Annotated in this window: 20 protein-coding genes; 19 read left to right on the forward strand and 1 reads right to left on the reverse strand. The window is 65.4% G+C overall.

The annotated features are described in order from the left end of the window. Positions 1–70: 70 nt before the first annotated feature. Complete coding sequence (locus IAE56_RS01895) at positions 71–301, reverse strand: hypothetical protein (protein WP_200751249.1); 231 nt, start codon at positions 299–301, stop codon at positions 71–73. A gap of 68 nt (positions 302–369) precedes the next feature. Here IAE56_RS01895 and IAE56_RS01900 point away from each other — a divergent pair, with 68 nt between their 5' ends. The 19 genes from IAE56_RS01900 to IAE56_RS01990 all read left to right on the forward strand — a co-directional run bounded on the left by IAE56_RS01900 (position 370) and on the right by IAE56_RS01990 (position 22,534). Continuing rightward, entirely contained in the window at positions 370–900 is a 531-nt protein-coding gene (locus IAE56_RS01900) for a hypothetical protein (RefSeq protein ID WP_108746385.1), read from the forward strand. 428 nt (positions 901–1,328) lie between these two features. After that, a complete protein-coding gene (locus IAE56_RS01905; RefSeq protein WP_325167155.1) occupies positions 1,329–3,722 on the forward strand; it encodes a DUF5906 domain-containing protein in 2,394 nt (797 codons plus the stop codon). A 342-nt stretch (positions 3,723–4,064) separates the two neighbouring features. Continuing rightward, positions 4,065–4,709, forward strand: a complete 645-nt coding sequence (locus tag IAE56_RS01910; RefSeq protein WP_200751251.1) for a hypothetical protein — start codon at positions 4,065–4,067, stop codon at positions 4,707–4,709. Continuing rightward, entirely contained in the window at positions 4,706–6,637 is a 1,932-nt protein-coding gene (locus IAE56_RS01915; protein WP_234455825.1) for a phage terminase large subunit family protein, read from the forward strand. The genes IAE56_RS01910 and IAE56_RS01915 overlap by 4 nt, the downstream gene beginning before the upstream one ends. After that, on the forward strand, positions 6,634–6,951 hold the full coding sequence (locus IAE56_RS01920; protein WP_200751252.1) for a hypothetical protein: 318 nt from the start codon (positions 6,634–6,636) through the stop codon (positions 6,949–6,951). The genes IAE56_RS01915 and IAE56_RS01920 overlap by 4 nt, the downstream gene beginning before the upstream one ends. Positions 6,952–7,030: 79 nt before the next feature. After that, entirely contained in the window at positions 7,031–7,243 is a 213-nt protein-coding gene (locus IAE56_RS01925; RefSeq protein ID WP_200751253.1) for a hypothetical protein, read from the forward strand. A 79-nt stretch (positions 7,244–7,322) separates the two neighbouring features. Next, positions 7,323–8,735, forward strand: a complete 1,413-nt coding sequence (locus IAE56_RS01930) for a phage portal protein (protein WP_234455826.1) — start codon at positions 7,323–7,325, stop codon at positions 8,733–8,735. A gap of 47 nt (positions 8,736–8,782) precedes the next feature. Next, a complete protein-coding gene (locus tag IAE56_RS01935) occupies positions 8,783–10,720 on the forward strand; it encodes a prohead protease/major capsid protein fusion protein (RefSeq protein ID WP_234455827.1) in 1,938 nt (645 codons plus the stop codon). Between the two features lie 20 nt (positions 10,721–10,740). Beyond that, a complete protein-coding gene (locus tag IAE56_RS01940) occupies positions 10,741–11,106 on the forward strand; it encodes a DUF2190 family protein (RefSeq protein ID WP_200751256.1) in 366 nt (121 codons plus the stop codon). An 80-nt stretch (positions 11,107–11,186) separates the two neighbouring features. Further along, positions 11,187–11,618, forward strand: coding sequence for a structural protein P5 (locus IAE56_RS01945; RefSeq protein WP_200751257.1), 432 nt, complete (start codon positions 11,187–11,189; stop codon positions 11,616–11,618). Continuing rightward, positions 11,618–11,959: a hypothetical protein gene (locus IAE56_RS01950; protein WP_200751258.1), complete on the forward strand. Its 342-nt coding sequence runs from the start codon at positions 11,618–11,620 to the stop codon at positions 11,957–11,959. Before IAE56_RS01945 ends, IAE56_RS01950 begins: the two co-directional genes overlap by 1 nt. Beyond that, the gene (locus IAE56_RS01955) at positions 11,956–12,447 is read left to right on the forward strand and encodes an endopeptidase (protein ID WP_200751259.1); all 492 of its coding nucleotides are present in this window, start codon (positions 11,956–11,958) and stop codon (positions 12,445–12,447) included. The genes IAE56_RS01950 and IAE56_RS01955 overlap by 4 nt, the downstream gene beginning before the upstream one ends. Then, positions 12,444–12,767 (forward strand): hypothetical protein, encoded by a 324-nt coding sequence (locus IAE56_RS01960; RefSeq protein WP_200751260.1) that lies wholly within the window; start codon positions 12,444–12,446, stop codon positions 12,765–12,767. Before IAE56_RS01955 ends, IAE56_RS01960 begins: the two co-directional genes overlap by 4 nt. Then, positions 12,760–13,242, forward strand: coding sequence for a hypothetical protein (locus IAE56_RS01965; RefSeq protein WP_200751261.1), 483 nt, complete (start codon positions 12,760–12,762; stop codon positions 13,240–13,242). Before IAE56_RS01960 ends, IAE56_RS01965 begins: the two co-directional genes overlap by 8 nt. 10 nt (positions 13,243–13,252) lie before the next feature. Beyond that, positions 13,253–14,053, forward strand: coding sequence for a hypothetical protein (locus IAE56_RS01970; protein WP_200751262.1), 801 nt, complete (start codon positions 13,253–13,255; stop codon positions 14,051–14,053). A 71-nt stretch (positions 14,054–14,124) separates the two neighbouring features. After that, positions 14,125–14,775, forward strand: coding sequence for a hypothetical protein (locus IAE56_RS01975; protein ID WP_200751263.1), 651 nt, complete (start codon positions 14,125–14,127; stop codon positions 14,773–14,775). Beyond that, positions 14,768–18,514: a phage tail length tape measure family protein gene (locus tag IAE56_RS01980; RefSeq protein WP_200751264.1), complete on the forward strand. Its 3,747-nt coding sequence runs from the start codon at positions 14,768–14,770 to the stop codon at positions 18,512–18,514. Before IAE56_RS01975 ends, IAE56_RS01980 begins: the two co-directional genes overlap by 8 nt. Continuing rightward, positions 18,511–18,927, forward strand: a complete 417-nt coding sequence (locus tag IAE56_RS01985) for a hypothetical protein (protein ID WP_200751265.1) — start codon at positions 18,511–18,513, stop codon at positions 18,925–18,927. The genes IAE56_RS01980 and IAE56_RS01985 overlap by 4 nt, the downstream gene beginning before the upstream one ends. A gap of 4 nt (positions 18,928–18,931) precedes the next feature. Then, positions 18,932–22,534 (forward strand): hypothetical protein, encoded by a 3,603-nt coding sequence (locus IAE56_RS01990; RefSeq protein WP_200751266.1) that lies wholly within the window; start codon positions 18,932–18,934, stop codon positions 22,532–22,534.

Genomic DNA, 22,534 nt, shown 5'->3' on the forward strand with positions numbered 1-22,534 from the left:
AGGGTTACCTGTGGCAGTGCGCGACCGGATGGAGGAAAAAGAAGCCCAGCCCGGCCTTGGCGAGAAAGATTCAGGAGGCATCGGTCGAGATCGGTGGCGAGCTCGGGTGCGAGCCGTTGGCTCTTGCTGCAATCCGCCCCGACATCTGGCCGGCTGAGACGGCATGAAGCGCTCTGGATGCACGAGCTTGGCGTACAGGGGCGAACAGTACCGCCACCACGCCACCGATGCCGGTTGTGGCGTCATAGGCGCGGAGAGCGGTGAAGTGCATGCGCTGCGGGAAGCTGATGATCTCTGCCATGCCGGTAATGTTGCGCCGGCTGCCACCCGCCTTCCCACGATGAATGGCGCAGCGTTTCAGGGGGAAGCATGACCTGCCTTCGCTCTGACCTGTACTGGCGAGACGCGCTGCACAGCGCTGTGGCCCGTGCCCCGGGTGGTCTGCAGGATGCCGCAGCCCACATCAGCAAGCGCAGAGGAAGGTCGATCTCGACCGAAACGCTGCGCAAGAAGCTGCGAGGCATCGATGGCGAGTCTATCTCCATGGAGATGGCTGAGATCCTGACCGACTACCTGCAGCAGTTCGTGGTGACGCAGGACATCGCCACCGACTGGGTGTGCTCGCTCGCAGGCCAGTACGACCTGATGGTCGACTACGTCCCGCCGCCGCCCGAGGGTGGCTGGCCCAACGAACTGGCCGCGATCCAGGCAAAGCTGCTGGAGCTGCACAAGCTGACAGGTGCGCTGGCCGGTGCAGGTATCGACGCGCTGGCAGACCAGCGCTTGACCATCCCCGAGGCCGATCGAATCCAGGACCTGTCGCGCGACGTGCGCAGGCTCTGCTACCGCCTGGAGCGCAATGCCTGCCGTGCTGCTGGTCAGCAGGGGACGGAGGACTGACGTGGCAACCCACCACGCCCATCGATCTCGGTATCGAAGGCGTGGCATAGCCAGCGCGTCTGCACGGCAGGCGATGGAACTGGCGGCCCTGGCACTGACTGATGCCGTACCCGGGTTGGTAGGTGAAGAAGCATTGGCAGAGCGCGAACGCATCCGCCAGCGACAAGAGCAGCAAGACAACCGGCAGCACAGCCTGCCTTTGGGGAACCCTGATGTACCACGCAAGCATTGATTCGGCCCCATCCCCCCGGGTGGCTCGTGAAAGGCCGCGTGCTGCCCGCGCTACTGAATCCGCCCTGGCATTGCGAGCCATTCGCGATACCAGCGATGGGTCCTCCCCGGCTTTGGCGGACGCGGGTAATCAGACGCGCATTTCCTGGGTAGATAGCGGGCCGGGAAACTACTGAATGTCTGAGAACTATGGGGATGTGCTGCAGCAGCTGCAGTCCGCCGGCCTGCTGGTCACCGAACTGGACACCAGCGGTCGCATGGTGCGCTGCCGCGTCGAGGGCTCGCGCGAGCGCCGCGGCTGGTACGCGCTCCACGAACTGAACACCTCGGCCGGCGAAGTGCTGGTCGTCGGCACGTATGGCGTCTGGCACGGCAACGAGAACGGCGCCACGAAGGTCGATCTGCGCAAGCGCGAAAAGACCTTCTCCGATGAACAGCGCGAAGCGCTGCGCAACCGGCTGGCCGAGGATCGTCGCCGGGCGGAGGCTGCCCGGCAGACCCAGGCGAAGCGCGCGGCCGAACGGGCATCGTCGGCGTGGGCGAAGGCCAACGCCGTTGGCGAGGCCGACTACCTGGTCAGCAAGGGCGTGCAGGGCTTCGGCCTGCGCTATGGCACAACCGGCGCGGCGCTTGTCCCACTGCTGGACGTCAATGGCCAGGTGCACGGCCTGCAGGTGCTGCGCAGCGCCAAGCTGGCTGCGGCAGGGCGCAAGCCAGCGAAGGAGTACTGGCCGGCCGGGATGATCAAGAAGGGCCACTTCCACCTGATCGGTGGAAGCCCGCAGTGGATCCTGCTGGTGGCCGAGGGCTATGCCACTGCGGCCACGCTACACATGGCAACGGGCTACCCGGTAGCCGTCGCTTTCGATGCTGGCAATATGCTGGCCGTTGCCTCAGCCCTGACGAAGCGCTATCGCGGGATCAAGATGCTGTTGTGCGCCGACGACGACGTGCTGCAGAAATGCCGGCACTGCAAGAGCCGCTTGGTGCTGGCCGATCATCCGCAGTTCTGCTCATCGTGCGCGCAGCCGCACGGGGCGTCGAATGCCGGCCTGCTCGGCGCCGAGGCCGCAGCACTGGATGTGGGCGGGGCCGTGCTGCAGCCGGTCTTTGCCGATGAGTTGGCCAGGCGTGAGCGCTTCATCGACAACGGCCGCAAGGTCAGCGATTTCAACGATCTCCACGCCCAGGAGGGCCTGCATGTCGTGCGGGCGCAGGTCGAGGCCCGTCTCACGGAGCTTTCATGGCGGGTGCCTGCAGAAAAACGCGCGCCTTCCATCACCAACGACGGGGGCGAGGGGAATGATCGCTTGGCCCCCATCCATTCGCTGACCGAGCTGCTCGAGCGCTTCGCGCTGGTTTATGGGCAAGGCGGTACGGTGTTCGATCACAAGGAACACATGCTGGTGGCGCTGGGTGACATGCGCGATGCCTGCGTGCGCAAGGAACTGCACCGGGCATGGATGGAGCACTCGGATCGTTCGATCGTACGTGTGCGCGAAGTCGACTTTGACCCGTCGTGCGAGAAGCCCGGGGTGACCTGCAATCTCTTTGCCGGTTGGCCGACCGTGCCGCAGGAAGGCAACTGCGACCGGCTGCTGCAGCTGCTCTGGCACATGTGCGGCAACGAGGCCAACCAGAAGGCGCTGTACGACTGGGTGGTCAAGTGGCTGGCTTACCCGCTGCAGCACCCTGGCGCCAAGATGAAATCGACCATCGTCATCCATGGTCCGCAGGGCACCGGCAAGAACATGTTCTTCGATGAGTACATGAAGCTCTACGGAGAGTATGGGCGGGTGCTTGACCAGGCGGCGCTGGAAGACAAGTTCAATGACTGGGCGAGCCGCAAGCTGTTCCTGCTGGCCGACGAAGTGGTTGCACGCACCGAGGTGTACCACCTGAAGAACAAGCTCAAGGCGCTGATCACGGGCGATCGCATCCGCATCAACCCGAAGAACATCCAGGCCTACGAGGAAGACAACCACGCCAACCTGGTGTTCCTCTCGAACGAGGCGATGCCGGTCGTGCTGGAAGAGGACGACCGGCGTCACGCGGTGATCTGGACCCCGGAGAAGCTGAGCCTGGATTTCTACACCGAGGTTCTGGCCGACATCCGACACGGCGCGACCGCAGCGCTGCACCACTACCTGCTGCAGGTTGACCTGACCGGGTTCACCAACGGCACGCATCCGCCAATGACCCATGCGAAGGAAGAGCTGATTGGCCTGAGCCAGGACAGCCCACAACGCTTCCTGGACGAGCTCTACGGCGATGACATCCCCGGGCTAAAACCTATGCCGGCGCTGTCGAAGGAGTGGTACGAGGTCTACAAGGCCTGGTGCGCTCGCGAGGGGCTGCCGCGTCCGGCGCCGTCACCCAAGTTCATCAACGCGCTGGTACGCAAGCGGCAGATCACCCATCCGGACCGGGCACGCAAGCGGTATCAGATCGAGCAGACCGTGAACGGGCCTCATGGCTTCCTGATGCTCGGTGACTGCACGGTGCCTGAGGGGAAGACAGAGGCAGCATGGCTGGGCGACCAGGTCGTGTCATTCCGGCGCATGTACTCCGACTACAAGGGGCGTGCGTGATCACTACGGCCATCGATGTGCGGTGTGTGCGGGATGTGCGGGCAGATGTGCGGGCACTGAATTGGCGTGAAACGCTTGCGGCAGTAGCAGTGTGCGGTACGTGCGGGCATCGGCCTCCATGGGCGGGCGCGGGCGCGAACTGTTGTCCCGCCCCCACACCGAAATGCGCCTCGCGTGCGTATGTAGGCGGCCGCACATCCCGCACACCCCGCACACGCCTTGTGCCGCAGCGATCTGGCGGCTATCGCATCCCGCACACGCCGCCGCACAGCCCGCACATGCTCGCGCGCGCGCGTTTTTCCGCTTTAACGATCTTCGAAGGAAATGGAGTAGGGGGAATCAATGGCTGAGGAAGACGTGACGATCACTGGCAAAGAGCTGGCCTCGCTGATCGGCTGCAAGCCGTCCTACGTGGTAGAGCTGAGGAAGAAGGGCAGGGTGGTGGTGGGTGAGGGCGGCAAGGGATTCCTGAAGGCCGCCTCCCTGGAGCTCTACGCTCGCACCGCAGACCCGGTCTATGCCGGTGTCGCCCAGCGCCATGCGGATGAACGTGGCAGCTCGCTGGTGGGGAGCGGGGAGGGTGCCGGTGCCGTCGAAGCGGACATCGACGATGAGGAGGAGGACGGCGACGACGACGATGCCAAGCCTCTACGGCCGGGCCGCCCCCAGACACCGGATTCCGCGCGCAAGGCCAAGGCGCTGGCCGACAAGGCCGAGACCGACGCGCACATGGCGCACATCGCACTGCAGAAGGAACTGGGGCTGCTGTTGCCGCGTGCGGACGTGGAAGCCTTCCTCGCTGAGCACGCAACGACGTTCCGGGGAGCGATGGAGCGCTTGGCCGACACGCTGGCGCCGCAGCTGGCTGCAACGCTGGATGAGGCTGGGTGCCGGCGTCTGGTGTGGGATGAGGTGAGCCACGCCTTGGAGGAACTGAGCCAGGGCTTCCGCACGTTGGCGGCCAAGGCGGCGGAGGCTGCGGAATGATGGAGGCACAGAGCTGCCTGGCGTCGGTGCTGGCGCGCTCGCTGCAGCCGCGGCGGCCCATGAGCGTGTCGCAGTGGTGCGATGAACACATGCGCCTCTCCACCAAGAGCGGCAGCAAGCCCGGGCGCTGGGTGACGGACCGCAACCCGCCACTGCGTGAGCCGATGGACAACATGTCCGCCCGCAGCCCGGTGCATGACCAGGTCTGCATGTTCCCGATCCAGTTCGGCAAGAGCCAGCTGGCGACCAATGCCATGGCCTACTGGATGGACTATGCGCCGGGCCCGATGATGTATGCGCTGCCGGGTGAGGTGTCCATGAACAAGTGGATCGCCCAGAAGCTGAACCCGATGATTGAGGTCTGCGCAGCAGTCAAGAAGGCGCTGACCAGCACCGCCAGCCGCGACAGCGCAAACCAGCGCACGTTCAAGGACTTCGCAGGCGGGCAGCTGTTCGTGGAGCACATGGGTAGCCCGCAGCGCCTGAAGTCCTCAACGGTGAAGTACCTGCAGGTGGATGAGATCGATGAGGCGCCGCAGCAGCTCTCCACCGGCGACGATCCGGTGAAGATGCTGGACGGCCGCACGTCCTCCTTCCCGACCACCTACAAGCGCCAGTACATCAGCACGCCTGGCATCGCTGGACTCAGCCGGATTGCGAAGCTGTACGACAAGAGCGACCAGCGCCGCTATCACGTGCCGTGCCCCCACTGCGGCCATTACCAGGCGCTGCAGTGGAGTGGCCTGGTGTGGTCGCCCGACAAGAGCCACGCGTGGTACGCCTGTTGCGAGTGCGGTGTCGCCATCGAGGAACATTTCAAGACCGACATGATTGCCAACGGACGCTGGGTTGCGGCCAACCCGGATTCGCCGATTCGCGGTTACACCATCAATTGCCTGTACTACCAGTTTGGCCTGGGGCCGCGCTGGTTGGACCTGGTGAAGGAGTGGCTGGAGGCGCAGAGTGACCCTGCCTCTCTCAAAACCTTCCTGAATGACCGGCTGGCCGAGACGTGGGAAGACCCGTCGATGCGCGCGGTCAAGCACAACGTGATCAAGGATCGTGCCGAGCCGTACGCCCTGCGCCTGGCGCCGCTCGGGGTGCTGGCGATCACAGTGGGTGTCGATACCCAGGATGGCCGCTTGGCGGTCCACACCGTTGGCTGGGGGCGTGGCATGACCGCATGGACGCTGGATTACGTGGAGCTGCAGGGAGATCCGGCCGAGGATGCAGTGTGGGTTGCGCTGACGGATCTTCTCAATCGCGCCATTGAGCGGGTGGACGGTGCTTTGCTACGACCGATGGCGGTTGCCATAGACGCGGGTGGCCACCGCACGGAGGCGGTCAAGAACTACGTGCGCCAGCGGCGTGTCACCCGACCGATGTGTATTTTCGGCGCTGTTCCCAACAACGCTCCGGTGCTGTCGAAGGGGAAGCTGGTCGACGTTACCTGGAAGGGCAAGACTGACAAGCGCGGCATCACGATCCACCATGTGGGCACGGTTAATGCAAAGCACTACCTCTACAGCAGGCTCTCGGCCGATGCGGAGCGCGAGGTGGCAACGCGCATGGTTCACTTCAGCGACCAGTTGCCGGAAGAGTTCTTTCCAGGCTTGGTTTCGGAGGTCTATAACCCGGTCAAGAATCGGTTCGAGAAGAGGGTGACCCGTAATGAGCCTTTGGATACCTGGGTGTACGCGTATGCGGCGGCACATCATCCCGAAGTCCGCTTGAATCGCTTCACCCGTGCGGATTGGGATCTGGTGGAACAGCGCTTGCAGTCGTCGGCCAATCCGGTGGCCGATGTTCCACGCGAAACAAATGTGGAGCCGGTCTCTCCGGCTGAGGATGCCGATTCCCGTGAAACATCTCTTCCGCCGAGGAAGGTTCGCTCCACGTCGGCGCAACAGTTCCGGAGGCAGTGGTGAGCCGGAATACAATTCGCCAGCGCATCCGTATCAACGAGCTGACTGATGAACTGACCATTGGAGCGGCGCTGCGCCTTCGCTGCGACAGCGACGATATCCGCGAGGTGGTGGCGGCAGTCGTTGCCTACCTGGTCGAGGAGTATCCGGCCCAGGACTTGTACATCCCGGCGAGCCTGCAGGCACCCACATACCCTGTGGGCGAAATCAGGAAGGGGTTGGAACAGCAGGAATCGGTGCGTTCCCTCTGCAAGCGGTTCCGAATTGATCGGCGGACGCTGTATCGATTGCTGGATGAGCCCTCGGCGAACGGGTGACGGGTGCGGGTGAGTTCCCCGAGACTCACCCGCACTTGGTACGGAAACTGGCATCCATGGAAACGCGGATGCCCCTTCGATGAGCTGGACACAGGACGATGTGAAGCGCCTCAAGGCGGCCATTGCCAGCGGACAGCTTTCGGTGCGCCACGGGGACAGGCAGGTCACGTACCAGTCCGTCGAGGCAATGCTGACGGCGCTGGATCGTATGGAGTCTGAGCTTGCCGCTGCTGCACCTGCGCGGAAGCCGGCCACGCGCCGCTATCGGTTCACCACGTTGAGGGGCTTTTGACGTGGGGACTTCCTTGCTTGATCGTGCCATCGCTGCAGTCGCCCCCGGGTATGCGCTGCACCGGCATCGGGCGCGCGTGATGCTGGATGCGGCCAGAGCCTACGAAGGTGCTTCACGTGGTGACGGCTGGCGGGTCCGCCGTGCCGGTGCCAGTGCAAACACCGATCATATGGCCGATGCGCGCGAGCTTCGCAATCGCGCTCGTTCGCTGGTACAGAACGTCCCTTACTGTGCGCGGTCGCTGCAGGTGCTGGTGAGCGCGACCATTGGCACGGGCATCACTCCGAAAGCTGAGGGTCCAGATGCTGCGCGCCTGGACAAGCTGTGGTCCCGCTGGGCGGATGTTGCTGATGCTGACGGCAAGTCAGATATCTACGGGCTGATGGCAACGGCATATCGGGCGATGGAGCAGGACGGTGAAGTCCTTATTCGTCGTCGCACGCGTCGCATGTCGGATGGCCTGGCGGTTCCGCTGCAACTGCAGGTTCTGGAGATCGACTGGCTTGACGGAAGCAAGAATGGCTCGCTGCGTGGCGGTGGCCAGATCATCAACGGCATCGAGTATGACGTGCTCGGCCGCGTCAAGGCGTATTGGTTGTTTGCTGCTCACCCGGGTGAGGCGGTACGTGGCTCCGTTCGTCTGACCAGCGCGGCAGTTCCCGCAGCCGACATCATCCATCTGTTCAATCCCGTTCGCCCTGGTCAGGGGCGTGGCATCAGCCGGTTCGCGCCGGTCATTGCGCGCGTGCGCGACCTGATGCTGTACGAGGACGCCGAACTGGCGCGCAAGAATCTTGAGGCCCGCTTGGGCGTCATTGTCAGTGGCGATCCAGAGGCCATGTCGAACAGCGATGACGACGGTCCTTCCCAGCTCAGTGGGGACCGGGAGTCGATGACTGACCTCGGGCCGCTGCCGAGCGGCGGAATTACGCATGTGTCCGGCGCCACAGGGTTCCAGACCATCGAGCCGAAGCCGGCCGGCGGCTACGTGGAGTACTGCAAGTACAACGCGCACATCATCACGGCGGGCATTGGGGTGCCCTACGAGTCTGCAACGGGCGACATGCGCGAGGTGAATTTCTCCAGCGCACGCATCCGGCAGATGGAGTTCCGCCGGGACACCGAGCAGCTCCAGTGGCTGGTTCTGATCCCGCAGATGTGCAAGCCCATCTGGCGTTGGTTCGATGAAGCTGCGGCGTTGGGTGGCGAAGTGCGCAACCCCGGGAGCTCTGCTGACTGGAGCACTCCGCGCTGGGACTACGTAAACCCCAAGCAGGACATCGATTCGGAGATTGCAGGCATGGGCGCCGGGCTCCTGTCGCCCAGCGAATCCCTGCGGCGACGTGGCTACGACGCCGATGCGGTCTTTGTCGAGATGGGCAAGGACTACGCCCGCATGGAGCAGACCGGAGCGCTCAAGCTCATGAGCTTCCTGCAATCCAGTGCTGCCCGGTCAATGCCGGCCGCAGCCCCTTCACCCAACGAGGAATAGCCATGCCCCAGGCAACCCAGCCTTCGGCCATCGAGGGAACCCGGCTGATGCCGCAACAGCTCCGTGAAGCGCGGCTGCTGCCCACCAGCTTCAACAAGGAAGCGCGTACGGTCGAGCTGGTGTGGACCGAGGGCGCGCGCGTCCGTCGCTACGACTGGTGGAACGATACCCCCTACTGGGAAGAACTGGTTGTTGACGATGCTTCCGTCGACATGTCTCGGCTGGAGTCAGGCACCGCGCCCGTCCTGGACAGCCACAACACCTGGAACCTGAAGTCGCAGATGGGCGTGGTCGAGCGCGCATGGCTCGCCGATGGCAAGGGCCACGCCGTCATCCGCCTCTCCGAGCGTGAAGAGTTGGCGGGGGTCGTCGCTGACATCAAGGCCGGGATCATCCGCAACATTTCGGTCGGCTACAGCGTCCAGCGCTATGAGGTCGAGCGTGCGGTGAATCCGGGAGATCTTCCCGTGTATCGCGCGGTTGAGTGGACTCCGACCGAAATCAGCTTCGTCACCGTGCCCGCCGACCAGGGCGCAGCCACCCGCAGCAACCAACCCGCGCAGGGAACCCCCTGCGTGTTCACTCGCAGCGCATCGTCGCAGGAGACCGTTATGCCCCAGCCCACCACCCGTGCCGCCGATCAGGTGGTGCAGCAGGAGCCCACCCCCAGCACCTCCACCCCGCCCGCTGCAGCGCCTGTGGCGCCGGCTCAGGCACCCCAGGCCGACACCCGAGCGGCGGACATCGTCGAACTCGCCCAGCGCCACGGCCAGAGTGAGCACGCCGCAGACTGGATCAGGGCTGGTCACAGCCTCGATCACGTCCGCGGCATCATCCTGGACAACCTGGTGCGTGCGGACAACGCTGCCGGCGGCAACATCAACCGCATCAGCGTCACCCAGGATGAAAGCGAGCTGCAGCGCGCTGCGGTCACTGACGCGCTGCTGTCGCGCCCGCAGGTCATCGATCCGATCACCAAACGTGCGTTCGTTCTGACCGGGGACAACCCGGTTCGCGGACTGACGCTGATGGACCTCGCGCGCCGCAGTCTGGAACGCAGCGGTGTGCGTACCGACGGCATGTCGAAGCTGGAGCTGGTGGGGCGCGCCTTCACCCAGACCGGCAGCGATTTCCCGATCCTGCTGGAAGCGACCATGCACAAGGCGCTCCAGTCGGCCTACGCAGTTGCCCCGGACACCTGGTCGCGGTGGTGCGCCACCGGAACCGTCAGCGACTTCCGCGAGCATTCTCGCTACCGCGTGGGCAGCCTCGGCAACCTGGATGCCCTGACCGAGGCCGGAGAGTTCAAGAACAAGACCATTCCGGATGGCGAGAAGGCCACGATTACTGCCGGCACCAAGGGCAACATCATCAACCTGACTCGCCAGGCCATCATCAACGATGACCTGGGTGCGTTCATCGGACTGGCAACGGCCTTCGGCCGCGCGGCCAAGCGCACCATCGAGGCGGACGCCTACGCGTTCCTGGCCAGCAACCCCAAGCTGCAGTCCGGCAAGTCTCTGTTCCATGCCGATCACGGCAATCTCCTGGCTGCAGCGCTGCCGGGCGTGGAATCGGTGGATGCGCTGCGCGTGAAGCTTGCCGGGCAGAAGGATGTGGGCGGCAATGAGGTGCTGGATCTGACGCCGGCCCTGTGGCTGGGCCCGACCAAGTACGGCAGCGCCGCACGCGTGACCAACAAGGCCGAGTACGACCCGGACGCGGAAGGGAAGCTGCAGCGCCCCAACGCCGTGCAGGGCCTGTTCCGCGACATCGTGGATACCGCGCGCATCAAGGATGACAAGTGGTACCTGTTCGCCGATCCCGCCGAGTGCCCGGTGATCGAGGTGGCCTTCCTGGACGGTGTCACTGAGCCGTTCCTCGACTACGAAGAAGGCTTCACCGTGGATGGCGTGCGCTGGAAGGCTCGCCTGGACTTCGGCCTGGCCGCCCTCGACTACCGCGGCGCGCAGCGCTGCGGCTAACCCTTCTGGAGCACAACGACATGGCAAAGAACTTCGTTTCCGATGGGGACGTGATCCCCTGGACCAACAATAGCGGGCAGGCCGTGGCTTCCGGCCAGGTGGTGGTGATCGGCCACCAGCTGGGTGTCGCTCTGGTGGCGATTGCCGCGGATGCGACTGGCAGCGTGGCGCTGGGTGGCGTCTTTACCGTGCCCAAGGTGCCGGCTGCGACCTTTGAGCAGGGCGAAAAGCTGCTGTGGGACGCCAGCGCCAACGCCTTCGACGGGAGTGCCGCGGCCGCTGCGGCCGGCGATGTCGCTGGCGCGGCGTTCGCCTGGGCTGCGGGGACTGCCGGGCAGGCCACCGCTGAGGTGCGTCTCTCGCCGGGCAACGCCTCCAAGGCGTAACCAAACAGGCCGGCACCGCTCACATACGCCCGGGTGGCGTGAGCGGTGCCGGTTCTTCCACAGCGACAACGGGGGATCGCATGGGCACCACCAGCACGCCGCGCGGCGTACGCAACAACAATCCTGGCAACATCGACCGCACCAGCACGCCGTGGCAGGGTGAGGATCGCTCCGCTGCGGCTACTGCCCGCGAGCATCGCTTCTGCGTATTCCTGACCCCGCAGGCTGGGTTCCGCGCCCTGGCGAAGACCCTGCTCACCTACCAGCGCAAGCACGGCCTGCGCACGGTGAAGGAGATCATCGGGCGCTGGGCTCCGCCGGTGGAAAACGACACCGGTGCCTACGTCAAGCAAGTTGCCACTGCCGTGGGCGTCGCACCTTCGGAAGTCATCCGCCTGGACAACGCGGTCACCCTGAGCCGCCTGGCCACGGCCGTCGCCAAGTATGAGAACGGCGGCATGTACTGGCGCCAGGAAGTGATCGACGCCGGCGTTGCAGAGGCGCTGCGCTGATGGTCGGCGGCGGCGTTACCGCCCAAGCGCCTTGGTGGGCGGCCGGAAGCGTCGTCGCGCTCTGGCTGTTCCGGGAGGCGTGGACGGCGTTGCTGGCGCGTCGTAAGGACCGCACCGAAACCGATGCCAACGTGGATCTGCTCAATGGGCTCATCCAGCGCGTGAAGTCGCTGGAAGAGTCGCAGGCTCAGACGACCATGAAGCTCACTGAAGAAATCAAGCTGCGCATGACCGCGCAAGAGCAGGCCCACCGGCTGCGGTTGCGGATCATGTCGCTAGAGGCGGCGATGCGCGGAGTTGGTGCGGTCATCCCCCCCGAAGACCCGGTGGAATCAGCATGATCCGCGCCCTCATCGTCGCCATCCTCCTGCTGCTGGCCGTCGTCGTCTGGCAGCGCGGGTCGGTCTCCATCGCACACCGCGCGGCCGACCAGGCTGCGTCGAGCCGTGACGCCATGGAAAGTGAGCGGGACGCAGCCCGCGCTGAGGCTGATGCCGTGGCCCAAACCCTCAAAGCCGAGCGCGGCAGCGCTGCCGCCGCGAACGCTCTGGCTTCCCAGTACGAAAAGGAAAAGACCGATGCACAAAAAGCATCTGATCGCCTCGTCGCTGATCTTCGCGCTGGCAACCAGCGCCTGCACCAGCGTTGGCAAGCATCCGTCGCCACCGCAGAGCTGTCCGCGGCCGCCGCTGCCGCCGGCCAGCCTGATGGTCGAGCCGACGACCGAATCGAAAGTGCGGGCCGAGCTGTTGGCGCCGCCGCCCAGTGCGACGCCCAGGTGAGGGGCCTGCAGGCGTATGCGCTTCTGTGTTCGGGAGGTGCCCGGTGAGCGAGCGGGACTTCCTGCGGCAGATGGATGCAACCATTCATGGTGCGCTGGCAATCGCCGGCATGGTCTCCACCGCGACGGTCAGGTCGGAGAAGACCGGCGTCGTGACTGCGGGCGTACGGATCTACTTCGACCGCGATGTGGAGACCATCGGCGATCTGCAGCAGTTCGTCGCGGGTCGGATCGAAATCGCCTACCTGCGAGCCGATGTTGAGCCGGAGCAGGGTGATCGCGTCGAGGTCGATGGCGAGGCCTTCGTGAACGTGAAGAAGCTCAGTGACGACGGCTCCCGCAGCCGGTGGCTGGTGCGCCGTGCCTGAGCTGGCTGAGCCCCTCTCCTGGCAGCTGGTCGAGTTTTTGCGCGATCGCGTGAAGCTGATCCGCACCTCGGCCGGATTCCGCACCGACATTGGGAACGGGCTGATCGTGGTGGACGATGATGAGGTGCCCGAGGACCAATCCGAGCCCGCCACCGTCATCTCGGTCCAGCAGCTCTCGCGGAGTGGCGGCGGTAGCGCCCAAGCCAGCTCCGACGCCGCTATCACCATCGAGTTCGAAGTTCCTCGAGGGAGTGGTCGGGAGAACCCACGGCTGCTGGTTCACCGTGCCAGGCACGACCTGATCCGCGCCCTGACGCTGAACGCCAAGATGCTGCCGATAGGCGTCACCGGCTTCGAACTGCTGACAACCCAGATGGCAACCCTGGAAGACGACGCAGGGCACTCCGCCGTCGTCGCTCAGATCACCGCGCGGGCTGGTCTGACCGAGACCTTTGAGCCCGTCCCCAACCCGTAGGAGCAATACCATGGCACAGCCCAAAGTTCGCAAGTTCGCAGGCGATCTGCGTTTCTGGGAGCACGGCGCGAACGGCGCCCGCATTCCCGTCATCCCCGAGCCGGCCGACAAGTTCGGCAACCAGCCGCTGGAACAGTCGTCGCTGACGTTCAGCTATGAGGCCGGCGACTCGGTGGAGATCAAAAGCAAGCGCCGTGATGCGCGCTATCAGCAGATCATCCACAAGGACTCCAACCCTGGTGTCACCAGCGTGTCCATCACCGCGCTGGAAGTGCCGACCGCCATCCTGGCCCGCATGCTGTACGGCACCCTGGTGGCCACCCAGGTCGCCGCCGGTACCGCCGCCGACGTGACCGTCACCGTGGGTAGCGTGGACACCCCGGTCAAGCTGCCGCACAACTTCCTGACGGCCGACACCCCGCCGAGCTTCAAAAAGGGCTCCGTCGACCTGGTGGAAGGCACCGACTACACCCTCGATCCGGTGCATGGCCTGCTGATCCCGAAGCCCGGTGGCGCGCTTCAGGCAGGCAACACCGTGGTGGCCAGCTACACCTACGACGCCTACCTGGAAACCGCCATCAGCGGCGGCACCACGCCCAGCAAGTCCTTCCAGATCCTGGGCGACATGCAGGACCGCATCAGCGGCGACGAAGGCCTGCTGACGATCCCGAACGTCGACCTGACCGTGGATGGCGACGTGGACTGGTTCAGCGATGAGCCGATCCAGGTGACCCTGACCGGCCCGGTGATCTTCCAGTCCGGCGAGACCGATCTCTACACCTTCAAGATCGCGGCGCAGTCGGCGGCCTGAGAGGGCTAGTGACCTCGGTAAGGGGAGGGCGCCCGTGCGGCGCCCTCCCGGAATGAATCAGGAAGGGCTTCGTGGCATCCAACCGCGCCAACAACCTGCTCAAGTACTACGTCAGCGGCCGCCGCGCGAAGGGCTTCCACGGCCTTACCGACCTGGCTGGCGAAGTGCTGAACCGCTACGACCTGTCAGTGCAGCGGGCCTTCATCGGTCTGCAGCGCCGCGCCGGGCCGGCCACCACGCAGGAAGTCCGTGCCTCCTACAACATCCGCGCCTCGGCCCTCCGTGGGAAGTACCGGGTGGAAACGGGTGAGCGGGGCTACAGCACGGGCAAGCGCGGCAGGGATGACTTCCTGGCGATCTGGGCCAGCACCAGGCAGATCTCGCTGATCGAATTCGGTGGCCGCTGGGCCGGCCGCAAGTCTAGGGGCGCCACGGCCAGCATCGGCTTGGGCGAGTCGAAGACCTACGAAGGTGCCTTCATCGCCACGATCAAGGGCCGCAAGGCCATCCGCGTGCGCAGTTGGGACCGTGCCACGCAGAAGCGCCACGGCCGCGGCCCAGTTCGCATCCTGCGCGGGCCTAGCCCCTTCGAGATGCTTTCCGGCGCTGACGGCAACAGCCGTGCGCTCACCGCACGGCGTCGGCTGATGGACCGGCTGCACACCACCTACGTGACTGAACTGCGCCGCCAGTGGCGCATCAACGGAAGCTCCAATGGCTGATCGGCTGGAAGAAGCAATTCGCGTTGTCATCGAAACCCAAGGCCGTGAGGGCGTAGACGACCTGCGCGCGGCGTTCGGCGAACTGGGCGACGTGTCAGTCGAGACCGCCGGCAAGGCCTCCAAGCTGCTCGACTCGCTCACCGGGCTGAACGCGGCGGCAGCGAAGGCGGATGCCTTCGAAGGCATGCTGACCGACCTTGCAGAACTGGAAAGGCAGTTCGGGGAGAACCAGCAGGCTGCCCTGTCGCTCAGCCTCGGCATCGGCGAGATGGAGAAACCATCGCGTGAGGTGCTGGCTGCCCAGCGCGAGCTGCGCAAAGAGGGCGAGCGGCTGCAGAAGGCGCTCACCGAACAGTGGGACGCGGTTGCCAAGGCTGACACCGAGCTTTCGGCGCTCGGCGTAAACACGGCCAACCTGGCCGACTACCAGCAGCGCCTGCGTGTGGAAGCCACCCGCAGCGCGGCCGCCCTTACCGAGCAGGCCCGCGCCGCTGCGGCCGAGGCCGAGGCCGGGCGCCGCCGTAAGCAGCAGATCGAGGAAGGCGAGGCCGCTTTCCGCAAGCAGGCCAACACCAGCAGGGCGGCGGCGAAGTCGTTGGCCGAATACCGTGAGCGGGCCGCTGATGCTGCTGCCGGCAGCGGCGACCTGGCCTCGGCCACCGAGAGCACGGTCAGTTGGTTCGGCCGGCTCAAGGCGGTGGCCGCTGGTGCGATCGCGTTTGTCGGCCTGAACCGCGTTGTCGATGGCATCAAGGCCATCGTCAAGGAAGGCAGCGACGCCGAGCAGGAGCTGGCACAGCTGGAGGCGGCCCTGCACGCCACCGGCCGTGCCAGCGAATTCACCGCGCAGAGCCTTGCTGCCATGCGGCAGCAGCTGCAGAGCGGCCTGTTCGATGATGGGCAGATCAGCGCAGCCCAGGTGCGCCTGCTGTCCTACACCAACATCGTGGGCGAGCAGTTCCCGGCGGCGATGCAGATCACCATCGACCAGGCCCAGCGACTGGGCATGTCGCTGGAGCAGTCGGCCGAGACGGTGGGCAAGGCCCTGCAGACGCCGTCCAAGGCGATGGAGAGCCTGAGCAAGCAGGGCTTCACGCTGGATGACAGTCAGAAGGCGCTGATCAAGAGCTTGGAGGCAACAGGCCAGGTGGCCAAGGCGCAGGGGATCATCCTCGATTTGCTGGCCGAGTCCTACGGCGGCGCGGCGGCGGCCGCGAAGGTGGGCACCATTGCCGGCCTGTGGAAGACCGCCACTGATCGCTTCAAGGACTGGAAGCAGGAAGTCGCCGACCAGGGCGTGCTGACCTACTTCAAGGAACAGCTCACCACCCTGCTGGCGACGCTGGATCGACTGGCCGCCGATGGCAGCCTGTCGCGCTGGGCCAAGCAGACCGCGCAGGCCATCATCACCATGGCCGAGGCGGTGAAGGGCACGACGCAGTGGGTGGTGGACCACGCTCGCGTGATCGGGCTGATGGCAGCCGCCTACGCCCAGTTCAAGATCGTCGGTGCGCTGATCCAGCTGAACGCTTGGCGTGCTGGACTGATCGCGGCCACGAATGCCCAGATCGCCAACAACGCCGCAGTTGCTAGTGGCGGGCGAGGCATTACCCGGTTCGGCGCGCTGTTGCGCGGCCTGCCGAAGGCCGTGCCCATCACCGTGGCGGTGCTGGGGCTGGAAGCGGCCATGGGTGGCTTGGACGCTCTCAAGATCGTCGCCCAGGACATCTGGAAGCATCACGACCCGGCCCTGAAGCGCGCGGGTGAGGCGCAACGGGCGTACATCAACCAGGTACGCGACTCGGCCACGCAGCTGCGGCAGCAGTCGCTGGAGTTCATCGCCTATCGTGACGTGGTCATCAAGTCGGCCGAGGAAGTCTCCAAGCTGGGTGAGGCTGAGCGGCTGGCCTATGAAAAGCGCCTGTCCGGGCTTGAGCAGTACCTGACCGCGCAGGAAGGTTTCCTGCTGATGCAGCAGAAGTCCGGCATGGCGACGGCAGAGCAGCTGCAGCAGCTGGGCCAGGTCACGCAGCAGCTGCTGGACGTATCGACCGGATTCGCCGCGTTGCGAACGGGCGTCCAGACGGCCGCCGATGCGATGAAGAACGGTATCGGCGGCGCGGCGCAGCAGGTCGTGACCCAGCTTGAAGGCATCGGCAGCAACGCCAAGCTCGCGAACGAGTCCATCCAGAAGATGTTCTCCGGGCTCAACTTCGCCGACACGGCCACCCTTGCCTCCGTAGGCGAGGCCTTGGGCTTCATTGCCACCCAAGGTGGCGCGGCAGAGCGCAACGTGCGTGACGGGCTGCTGGCGACACTGCAGCAGCTGTCGGGCGAAGAGCTGGCCCGCTTCCAGGGCGCTGCCCAGGCGGCGTTCGACTCGTTGCCGCAGGCAGCAGTGAATGCCGCGGCAGTTCTGGAAACCACGCTGCTTGCGGCCATGACGAAGCTCGGCGTGGCCTCGGGCCAGCTGGGGGTCAGCTTCACTCAGGCGGGCCGGGATGCCATTGCCGCCTTCGGCGCCGTCACCGAGAACGCGGTGGCCACGGGCACCCAGATCGAGGCGGCCTTCAAGGCGGCGCTGGGCAATGTCGCCACGCTGGATGAGGCCCGCACCCTCGGCAACCTGCTTCAGGCCGCCGGCGAGCAGGGTCGGGTTGGCTTCGACTCGGCTGCCCGTGCAGCCTCGGCGCTGCGTGCCAGGCTGCGCGAGATCGAAGCTGGCCTGAATCCGCTGACCGGTGAGTTCCAGCGCCTGGGCATCCAGTCCCAGCAGTCGCTGAACGCTGCACGCGATTCTGCCTGGGAAGCGTTCGAGACCATCCGCAAAGGTGCTGCCAACGGCAAGGCCTCGGTCGAGGACGTGCGCCGTGCGTTCCGCGCCTACGCCGACACGGCCAGGGCTGCGGTAGCTGACAGCGACGAATGGCGCCGGAGTCAGGTGCAGTCGCAGCTGGACGTCCAAGGTGCAATCTATGACACACGCCAAGCTATCGGTGACCTTGGCGACACGGGTGAATCAGCCATGGGCCGCGTGGAGCATGGTGCGAAGAAGGTGGCGAGTGCTCTGCAAGAGGTAAAGCAGAAATCGGAGGAAGCTGGCGGCGGCGTTGAGAAGGTAGCTAAGGGGGCTGCAGACGCCGACAAGAATCTCACCAAGGCATCCGTCGCCGCCGGGGGCTTCTCGATGAATATGGGCGAGATCTCTGAACGCACCCGCGAGTTGCTTGCCCAGATGAGCGGCCCGAATGGATTGCAGCAGTTCGCCAATGTCTGGAACGCGCTGTTCGAGCAGCGGCAGGATCTGGCGAAGTACACCGAGGAACAGAAGAAGGTGCTGGACGGCATGGAAGAGATCTCCGGCAAACGGAAGGAGTTGGCTGAGCGCTTTGACCTGGTTGGTTCCAGCGAGCTGGATGCCATCGTCCAGCTGGAAAGCCAGATCGAGTCCAAGCGCCTCGAAAAGGAAAGGGCGGCTAAGCAAGCTGCTGAAGAGCGCCGCAGTGCGGCCCTTGCTGAGGCAGAGGCCCAAGCGAAGGCCGATGCCTCCCGCATCCAGGCCGGCGACAACAAAGAACAGGTTCTGACCATCGACTGGAAGGCTCCCAGCAAGGAAGTGGTGGCCGGCGCCACGGCAGCCGAGATGCAGCAGGCCGAACGCATTGCAGGCTTGGTCGCGCCGATCGTGCTGCGCAAGATCGAGCGCAGCCGCGCAGTCTCGATAAGGGGCGCCCGATGAGCCGGGTCGTGCTTGCCGGGGTCGAGCTGCCCGCTGATCTGCAGTGGACCGATGAGTTCACCGCCTGGCGCATCGGGCAGCAGGTCCGCACCAGCCTGAGCGGGGCGCTGATCGTGCAGGAGTCGGCCAGGCAGTCCGGTAGGCCCATCACCCTGCAGACAACCCGCGACGGCCAGGCGTACGTCGGTCCGGTGCAGCTGGATGTGCTGCGCCAGTTGCAGGAGCTGAGCGGGCAGCTGCAGGTTGCCCCGATGACGCTGATCCTGCCGGCGCACAACGGTGGCGACCGCACGTTCCAGGTCCGGTGGCGTCGGACCGAGGGAGCTGCCGTCGAAGCTGATCCCTGCCGATTCGCAGTGCCAGCGCTCGATGCCGACTACTTCTCCATCACCCTTCGCCTTATGACGGTCTGAACCAATGACGATCCTTGCAACCGATATCAAGATGCGCCAGTCGCAGCGCCTCACCGACAACCCCGATGGCGGCGGCCGCATGGTCCAGACCGAAATCATTGACGGGGCCATGAATAACCTCTTCCCCGACATCGGCGATGAAGAACGGACCACCGGTCGTTCCACGCTGCGCAAGATGTTCGTGCACGTGGACACCCCGGGACCGGACGTGCTGAAGGATGCGATCGCGGTGCTGATCGACCCGCCGTCCGACCCGCGCGTGACCGTGACCATGTTCGCCACCGGCTCCTACAGCGATGTGCGACTTGACGCGAAGAACCGGGTGGAGAGCTACATCACCCGTGGCACCGAATCGCGGTTCATCCTGCTGGGTGATCACTTCATCGGCCAGATGACCATCCAGGTCTACACCACGAAGGATGCGCCGAGCCCGGACATCAACGACAACCTGAGCCTGCTGACGGCGGCTGCTTCGGGTCGCGACCCGGGCGAGCAGTACGTGCGGGTGAAGAATGTGCTCTCCCGGACCACGCGCACGTTCACCGATGACCAGGGCGCTTTCGAGCGCGACGTGCTGGTGATTGAGCTGGTCAACGCGCTGCTGCTCAACTTCTACGGTCAGGAGGTGATCCGGTACTCCGCCACGAAGCCTGGCACGCGGGTCTATGAGACCAACGTGGTCGACGCCACCAGCTATCACAGCGTGAAGCGGCTCACGGCTGCTGGGAAGCCCGGCGATCTGTCGGTGCAGATCGACTCGCCGTACGTGCCGATCGTCCCTACGTCCACCGCCGAGACGCCGGTGAGTGATGTTCTGGCTGGCATGGGCACGCTGAGCCACGTCGCTTCGGGCCCGGCCAACAGCCTGGCACTAAGCTTCAGCAGCGCGTTCGTTGCGGGTGTTGCGGTAACGCGCTTCCTGGGCACCGGCATGTCTGTCGGCAGCGTGAAGGTACTGGTGGGCAGTATCGAGCTGACCGACGACGGTACGGGCGGTTTGGCCTCGACGGCGGTCACCCCTTGGTCTGGCACCGTGGACTACCAGACCGGCGCGGTGTCGCTCGTTCACTCCACCGGGGCGGGTGCCACCAGCGCCAGCATCACCGCCACGCCGGCGGGGACGATCCCCATGCAGGGCTTCACCGATGAGATTGCGGTGACGCAGAACAACCAGGGCTTGGTGTGGCTGACGCAGCTGGAGCCGCTGCCGGCGCCGGGCACCGTGGTGGTGGACTATCGTGCGCTCGGTCGCTGGTACCGCCTGACCGACAACGGTCGCGGCCAGCTCGTCGGCAAGCCGGGGCAGGGCAGCGGCACCATCAATTACATGACCGGCTCCCTGGTGCTGACCACCGGAGCGCTGCCCGACCTGGATAGCAGCATCATCAGTGCATGGGGCACGTCGATCATCGCGGAAGCCCGGGTGGGCGATATCAACATCAAGCCGCCTGCGCTGCGGTTCCTGCTGGGGCATGCTGGCGCAGTGCCCGGGACCGTGCGGCTGACGGTGCGAGTAGGTGGCGCGGATGTAAGCGTCACCGACAACGGCGTCGGTGGGCTGCTCATCGGAGGCCAGCTGCGCGGGTCGGTGGCGTATGCAACTGGCGAGTGCCTGCTGCAGCTGGAGACCCTGCCGGATGCCAACAGCCAACTGGCGGTCAACTACGATTGGGCCGAGGCGCTTCACGCCGCGCCACAGCCGGTGCCGGATGGCAACGGCCTGGTGTCCTTCGCGCTGCCACAGGGGCCGGTCAAGCCGGGCTCGGTGATGCTGGACTGGGTCATCACCGTGATGCGGGATGCCTACGATCTGGCCTCCGCGCCGCAGCCGATGCGCGTCATCGCCAAGGACGATGGCAACGGCAACCTGGTGGCGGTCTCGGTGGGCGACACCGCGGCGACCACTGCGCTGGGGGCCATCAACTACAGCACCGGGGTGGTGACCCTGCAGGCCGGCAAGTTCATGGTCCGTCAGGTGTCCTATCCGCAGTACGAGCTGCGCTCCGGGCGGCTGAAGGTCGTCGGTTACGGCCGGACGGACGTGCTGGCGCAGTTCTCCGCCGGCACGCTGGTCTCCGCCGGGTGGACGCTGGCCGGCGCCGGCGGGGAGTCGGCCGAAGAAATGCTGCCTCTGCCCCCCGTTTCGCTGCAGCTGACCCCGACCATCAGCGACAGCATCGTGCCGGGCAGCGTGAGGTTCACTTTCCGCGACAGGACCTACATTGATCGGAGCGGTGGTCTGTACCACAGCGTCGATCCTCTGACCGGCGCGGGTGTCTACGCCGGCACCATCGACTACACCGCTGGCGTGGTCAGCCTGACGCAGTGGGTGGCCGGTGGCGCAAACATTGTGCAGATCCAGTCCCTGCTGACCCGCATTGGTGATCCGGGCGTTGCCAACAGCTTCTTCCGGGCGCCGGGTTCGCCTCTGCGGCCTGGCATGTTCACGCTGCGTGCCAACCGCCTGGACGGCGAGTTGCTCACGGCAACTGCCGATATCAACGGGGCGATCACCGGTGCCCAGATCCGCGGGTTCGTGGATTGGGAAAGCGGTGTCGCCAAGGTGCGGTTCGGCCAGCTGGTGCCGGTGGCTGGCAACGAGGGTCAGCCTTGGTTTGATCCTGATCTGGTTGAGGGCGACCGGATCTGGCGGCCGGCGCTGGTGCAGGCTGGCTCCATCTACATGGGCGCGGTTGTCTATCGCTCGATCCCGCTGTCGGAGGTCGTCATTGGCCTGTCGTCCGTGCGCTTGCCCAGTGACGGCCGGGCCCCGGCGTTCAAGCCTGGGCAGACGGTGTTGATCCACCACACCGCGAAGCATGTGGTGGCCTCGCCGCAGGCAAATCAGACGGTTCCCTTCGGCCGCGGCCGGGTGGCGGCCATCGAGGTGCGTGACGCCCTCGGCGCACCGGTGGATGCGGCATGGTTCGTGGCTGACCTGGACGTGGGTACGCTCAAGTTCAGCGACCCGCTGAACCTCTCCGCCTACAAGTTCCCCATCATGATCAGCGAGCGCGTGGAGGATCGCCGGCTGGTGGTTCAGCCGCAGATCACGGGCGAGATCGAGATCAACACTGGCCTGACCCACGACTACCCGGAAGGTGAGGCGATGATCAGCACCGCGCTGCGCCTGGGGGAGGCGAATGGCTCGCTGGATCTGCAGGCGCGAGTGGTGAGCCTTTTCGACCAGGCGGCCTGGTCGAATTTGTGGGCGGATCTGCCCTCCGGCAGCGTGGCGCCTGGCACCTACAACGACACCGACTACCCGCTGGTGGTCACCAATGCCGATGCGATCACTGAGCGCTGGGCTGTGCGGTTTACGTCGGCCACGCAGTTCGAGCTCATCGGTGAGACGGTCGGTGTGATCGCTTCGGGCAACACCACGTCCGATCTGGCGCCGGTAAACCCGCGAACCAATCAGCCATACTTCTTGATGCGTAAAGAGGGGTGGGGCGGCGGCTGGTCTACGAACAACGTGGTGCGCTTCAACACCGTGGGTGGTTTGGCCCCGGTGTGGATGATCCGCACAACGCTGCCAGGCACGCCAGAGGCGGCGACGGATTCGACCCGACTGCAGGTCGTCGGCAATGTGGCGGGGGAGCAATAA

The sequence above is a fragment of the Stenotrophomonas sp. S41 genome (genome assembly GCF_016624625.1).
Taxonomy (GTDB): domain Bacteria; phylum Pseudomonadota; class Gammaproteobacteria; order Xanthomonadales; family Xanthomonadaceae; genus Stenotrophomonas.

Coding starts and splice junctions, on each gene's coding strand:
- IAE56_RS01895 (WP_200751249.1), bottom strand. CDS start 301: ATGGCAGAGATCATCAGCTTCCCGCAGCGCATGCACTTCACCGCTCTC.
- IAE56_RS01900 (WP_108746385.1), top strand. CDS start 370: ATGACCTGCCTTCGCTCTGACCTGTACTGGCGAGACGCGCTGCACAGC.
- IAE56_RS01910 (WP_200751251.1), top strand. CDS start 4,065: ATGGCTGAGGAAGACGTGACGATCACTGGCAAAGAGCTGGCCTCGCTG.
- IAE56_RS01915 (WP_234455825.1), top strand. CDS start 4,706: ATGATGGAGGCACAGAGCTGCCTGGCGTCGGTGCTGGCGCGCTCGCTG.
- IAE56_RS01925 (WP_200751253.1), top strand. CDS start 7,031: ATGAGCTGGACACAGGACGATGTGAAGCGCCTCAAGGCGGCCATTGCC.
- IAE56_RS01930 (WP_234455826.1), top strand. CDS start 7,323: ATGCTGGATGCGGCCAGAGCCTACGAAGGTGCTTCACGTGGTGACGGC.
- IAE56_RS01935 (WP_234455827.1), top strand. CDS start 8,783: ATGCCGCAACAGCTCCGTGAAGCGCGGCTGCTGCCCACCAGCTTCAAC.
- IAE56_RS01940 (WP_200751256.1), top strand. CDS start 10,741: ATGGCAAAGAACTTCGTTTCCGATGGGGACGTGATCCCCTGGACCAAC.
- IAE56_RS01945 (WP_200751257.1), top strand. CDS start 11,187: ATGGGCACCACCAGCACGCCGCGCGGCGTACGCAACAACAATCCTGGC.
- IAE56_RS01950 (WP_200751258.1), top strand. CDS start 11,618: ATGGTCGGCGGCGGCGTTACCGCCCAAGCGCCTTGGTGGGCGGCCGGA.
- IAE56_RS01955 (WP_200751259.1), top strand. CDS start 11,956: ATGATCCGCGCCCTCATCGTCGCCATCCTCCTGCTGCTGGCCGTCGTC.
- IAE56_RS01970 (WP_200751262.1), top strand. CDS start 13,253: ATGGCACAGCCCAAAGTTCGCAAGTTCGCAGGCGATCTGCGTTTCTGG.
- IAE56_RS01980 (WP_200751264.1), top strand. CDS start 14,768: ATGGCTGATCGGCTGGAAGAAGCAATTCGCGTTGTCATCGAAACCCAA.
- IAE56_RS01985 (WP_200751265.1), top strand. CDS start 18,511: ATGAGCCGGGTCGTGCTTGCCGGGGTCGAGCTGCCCGCTGATCTGCAG.
- IAE56_RS01990 (WP_200751266.1), top strand. CDS start 18,932: ATGACGATCCTTGCAACCGATATCAAGATGCGCCAGTCGCAGCGCCTC.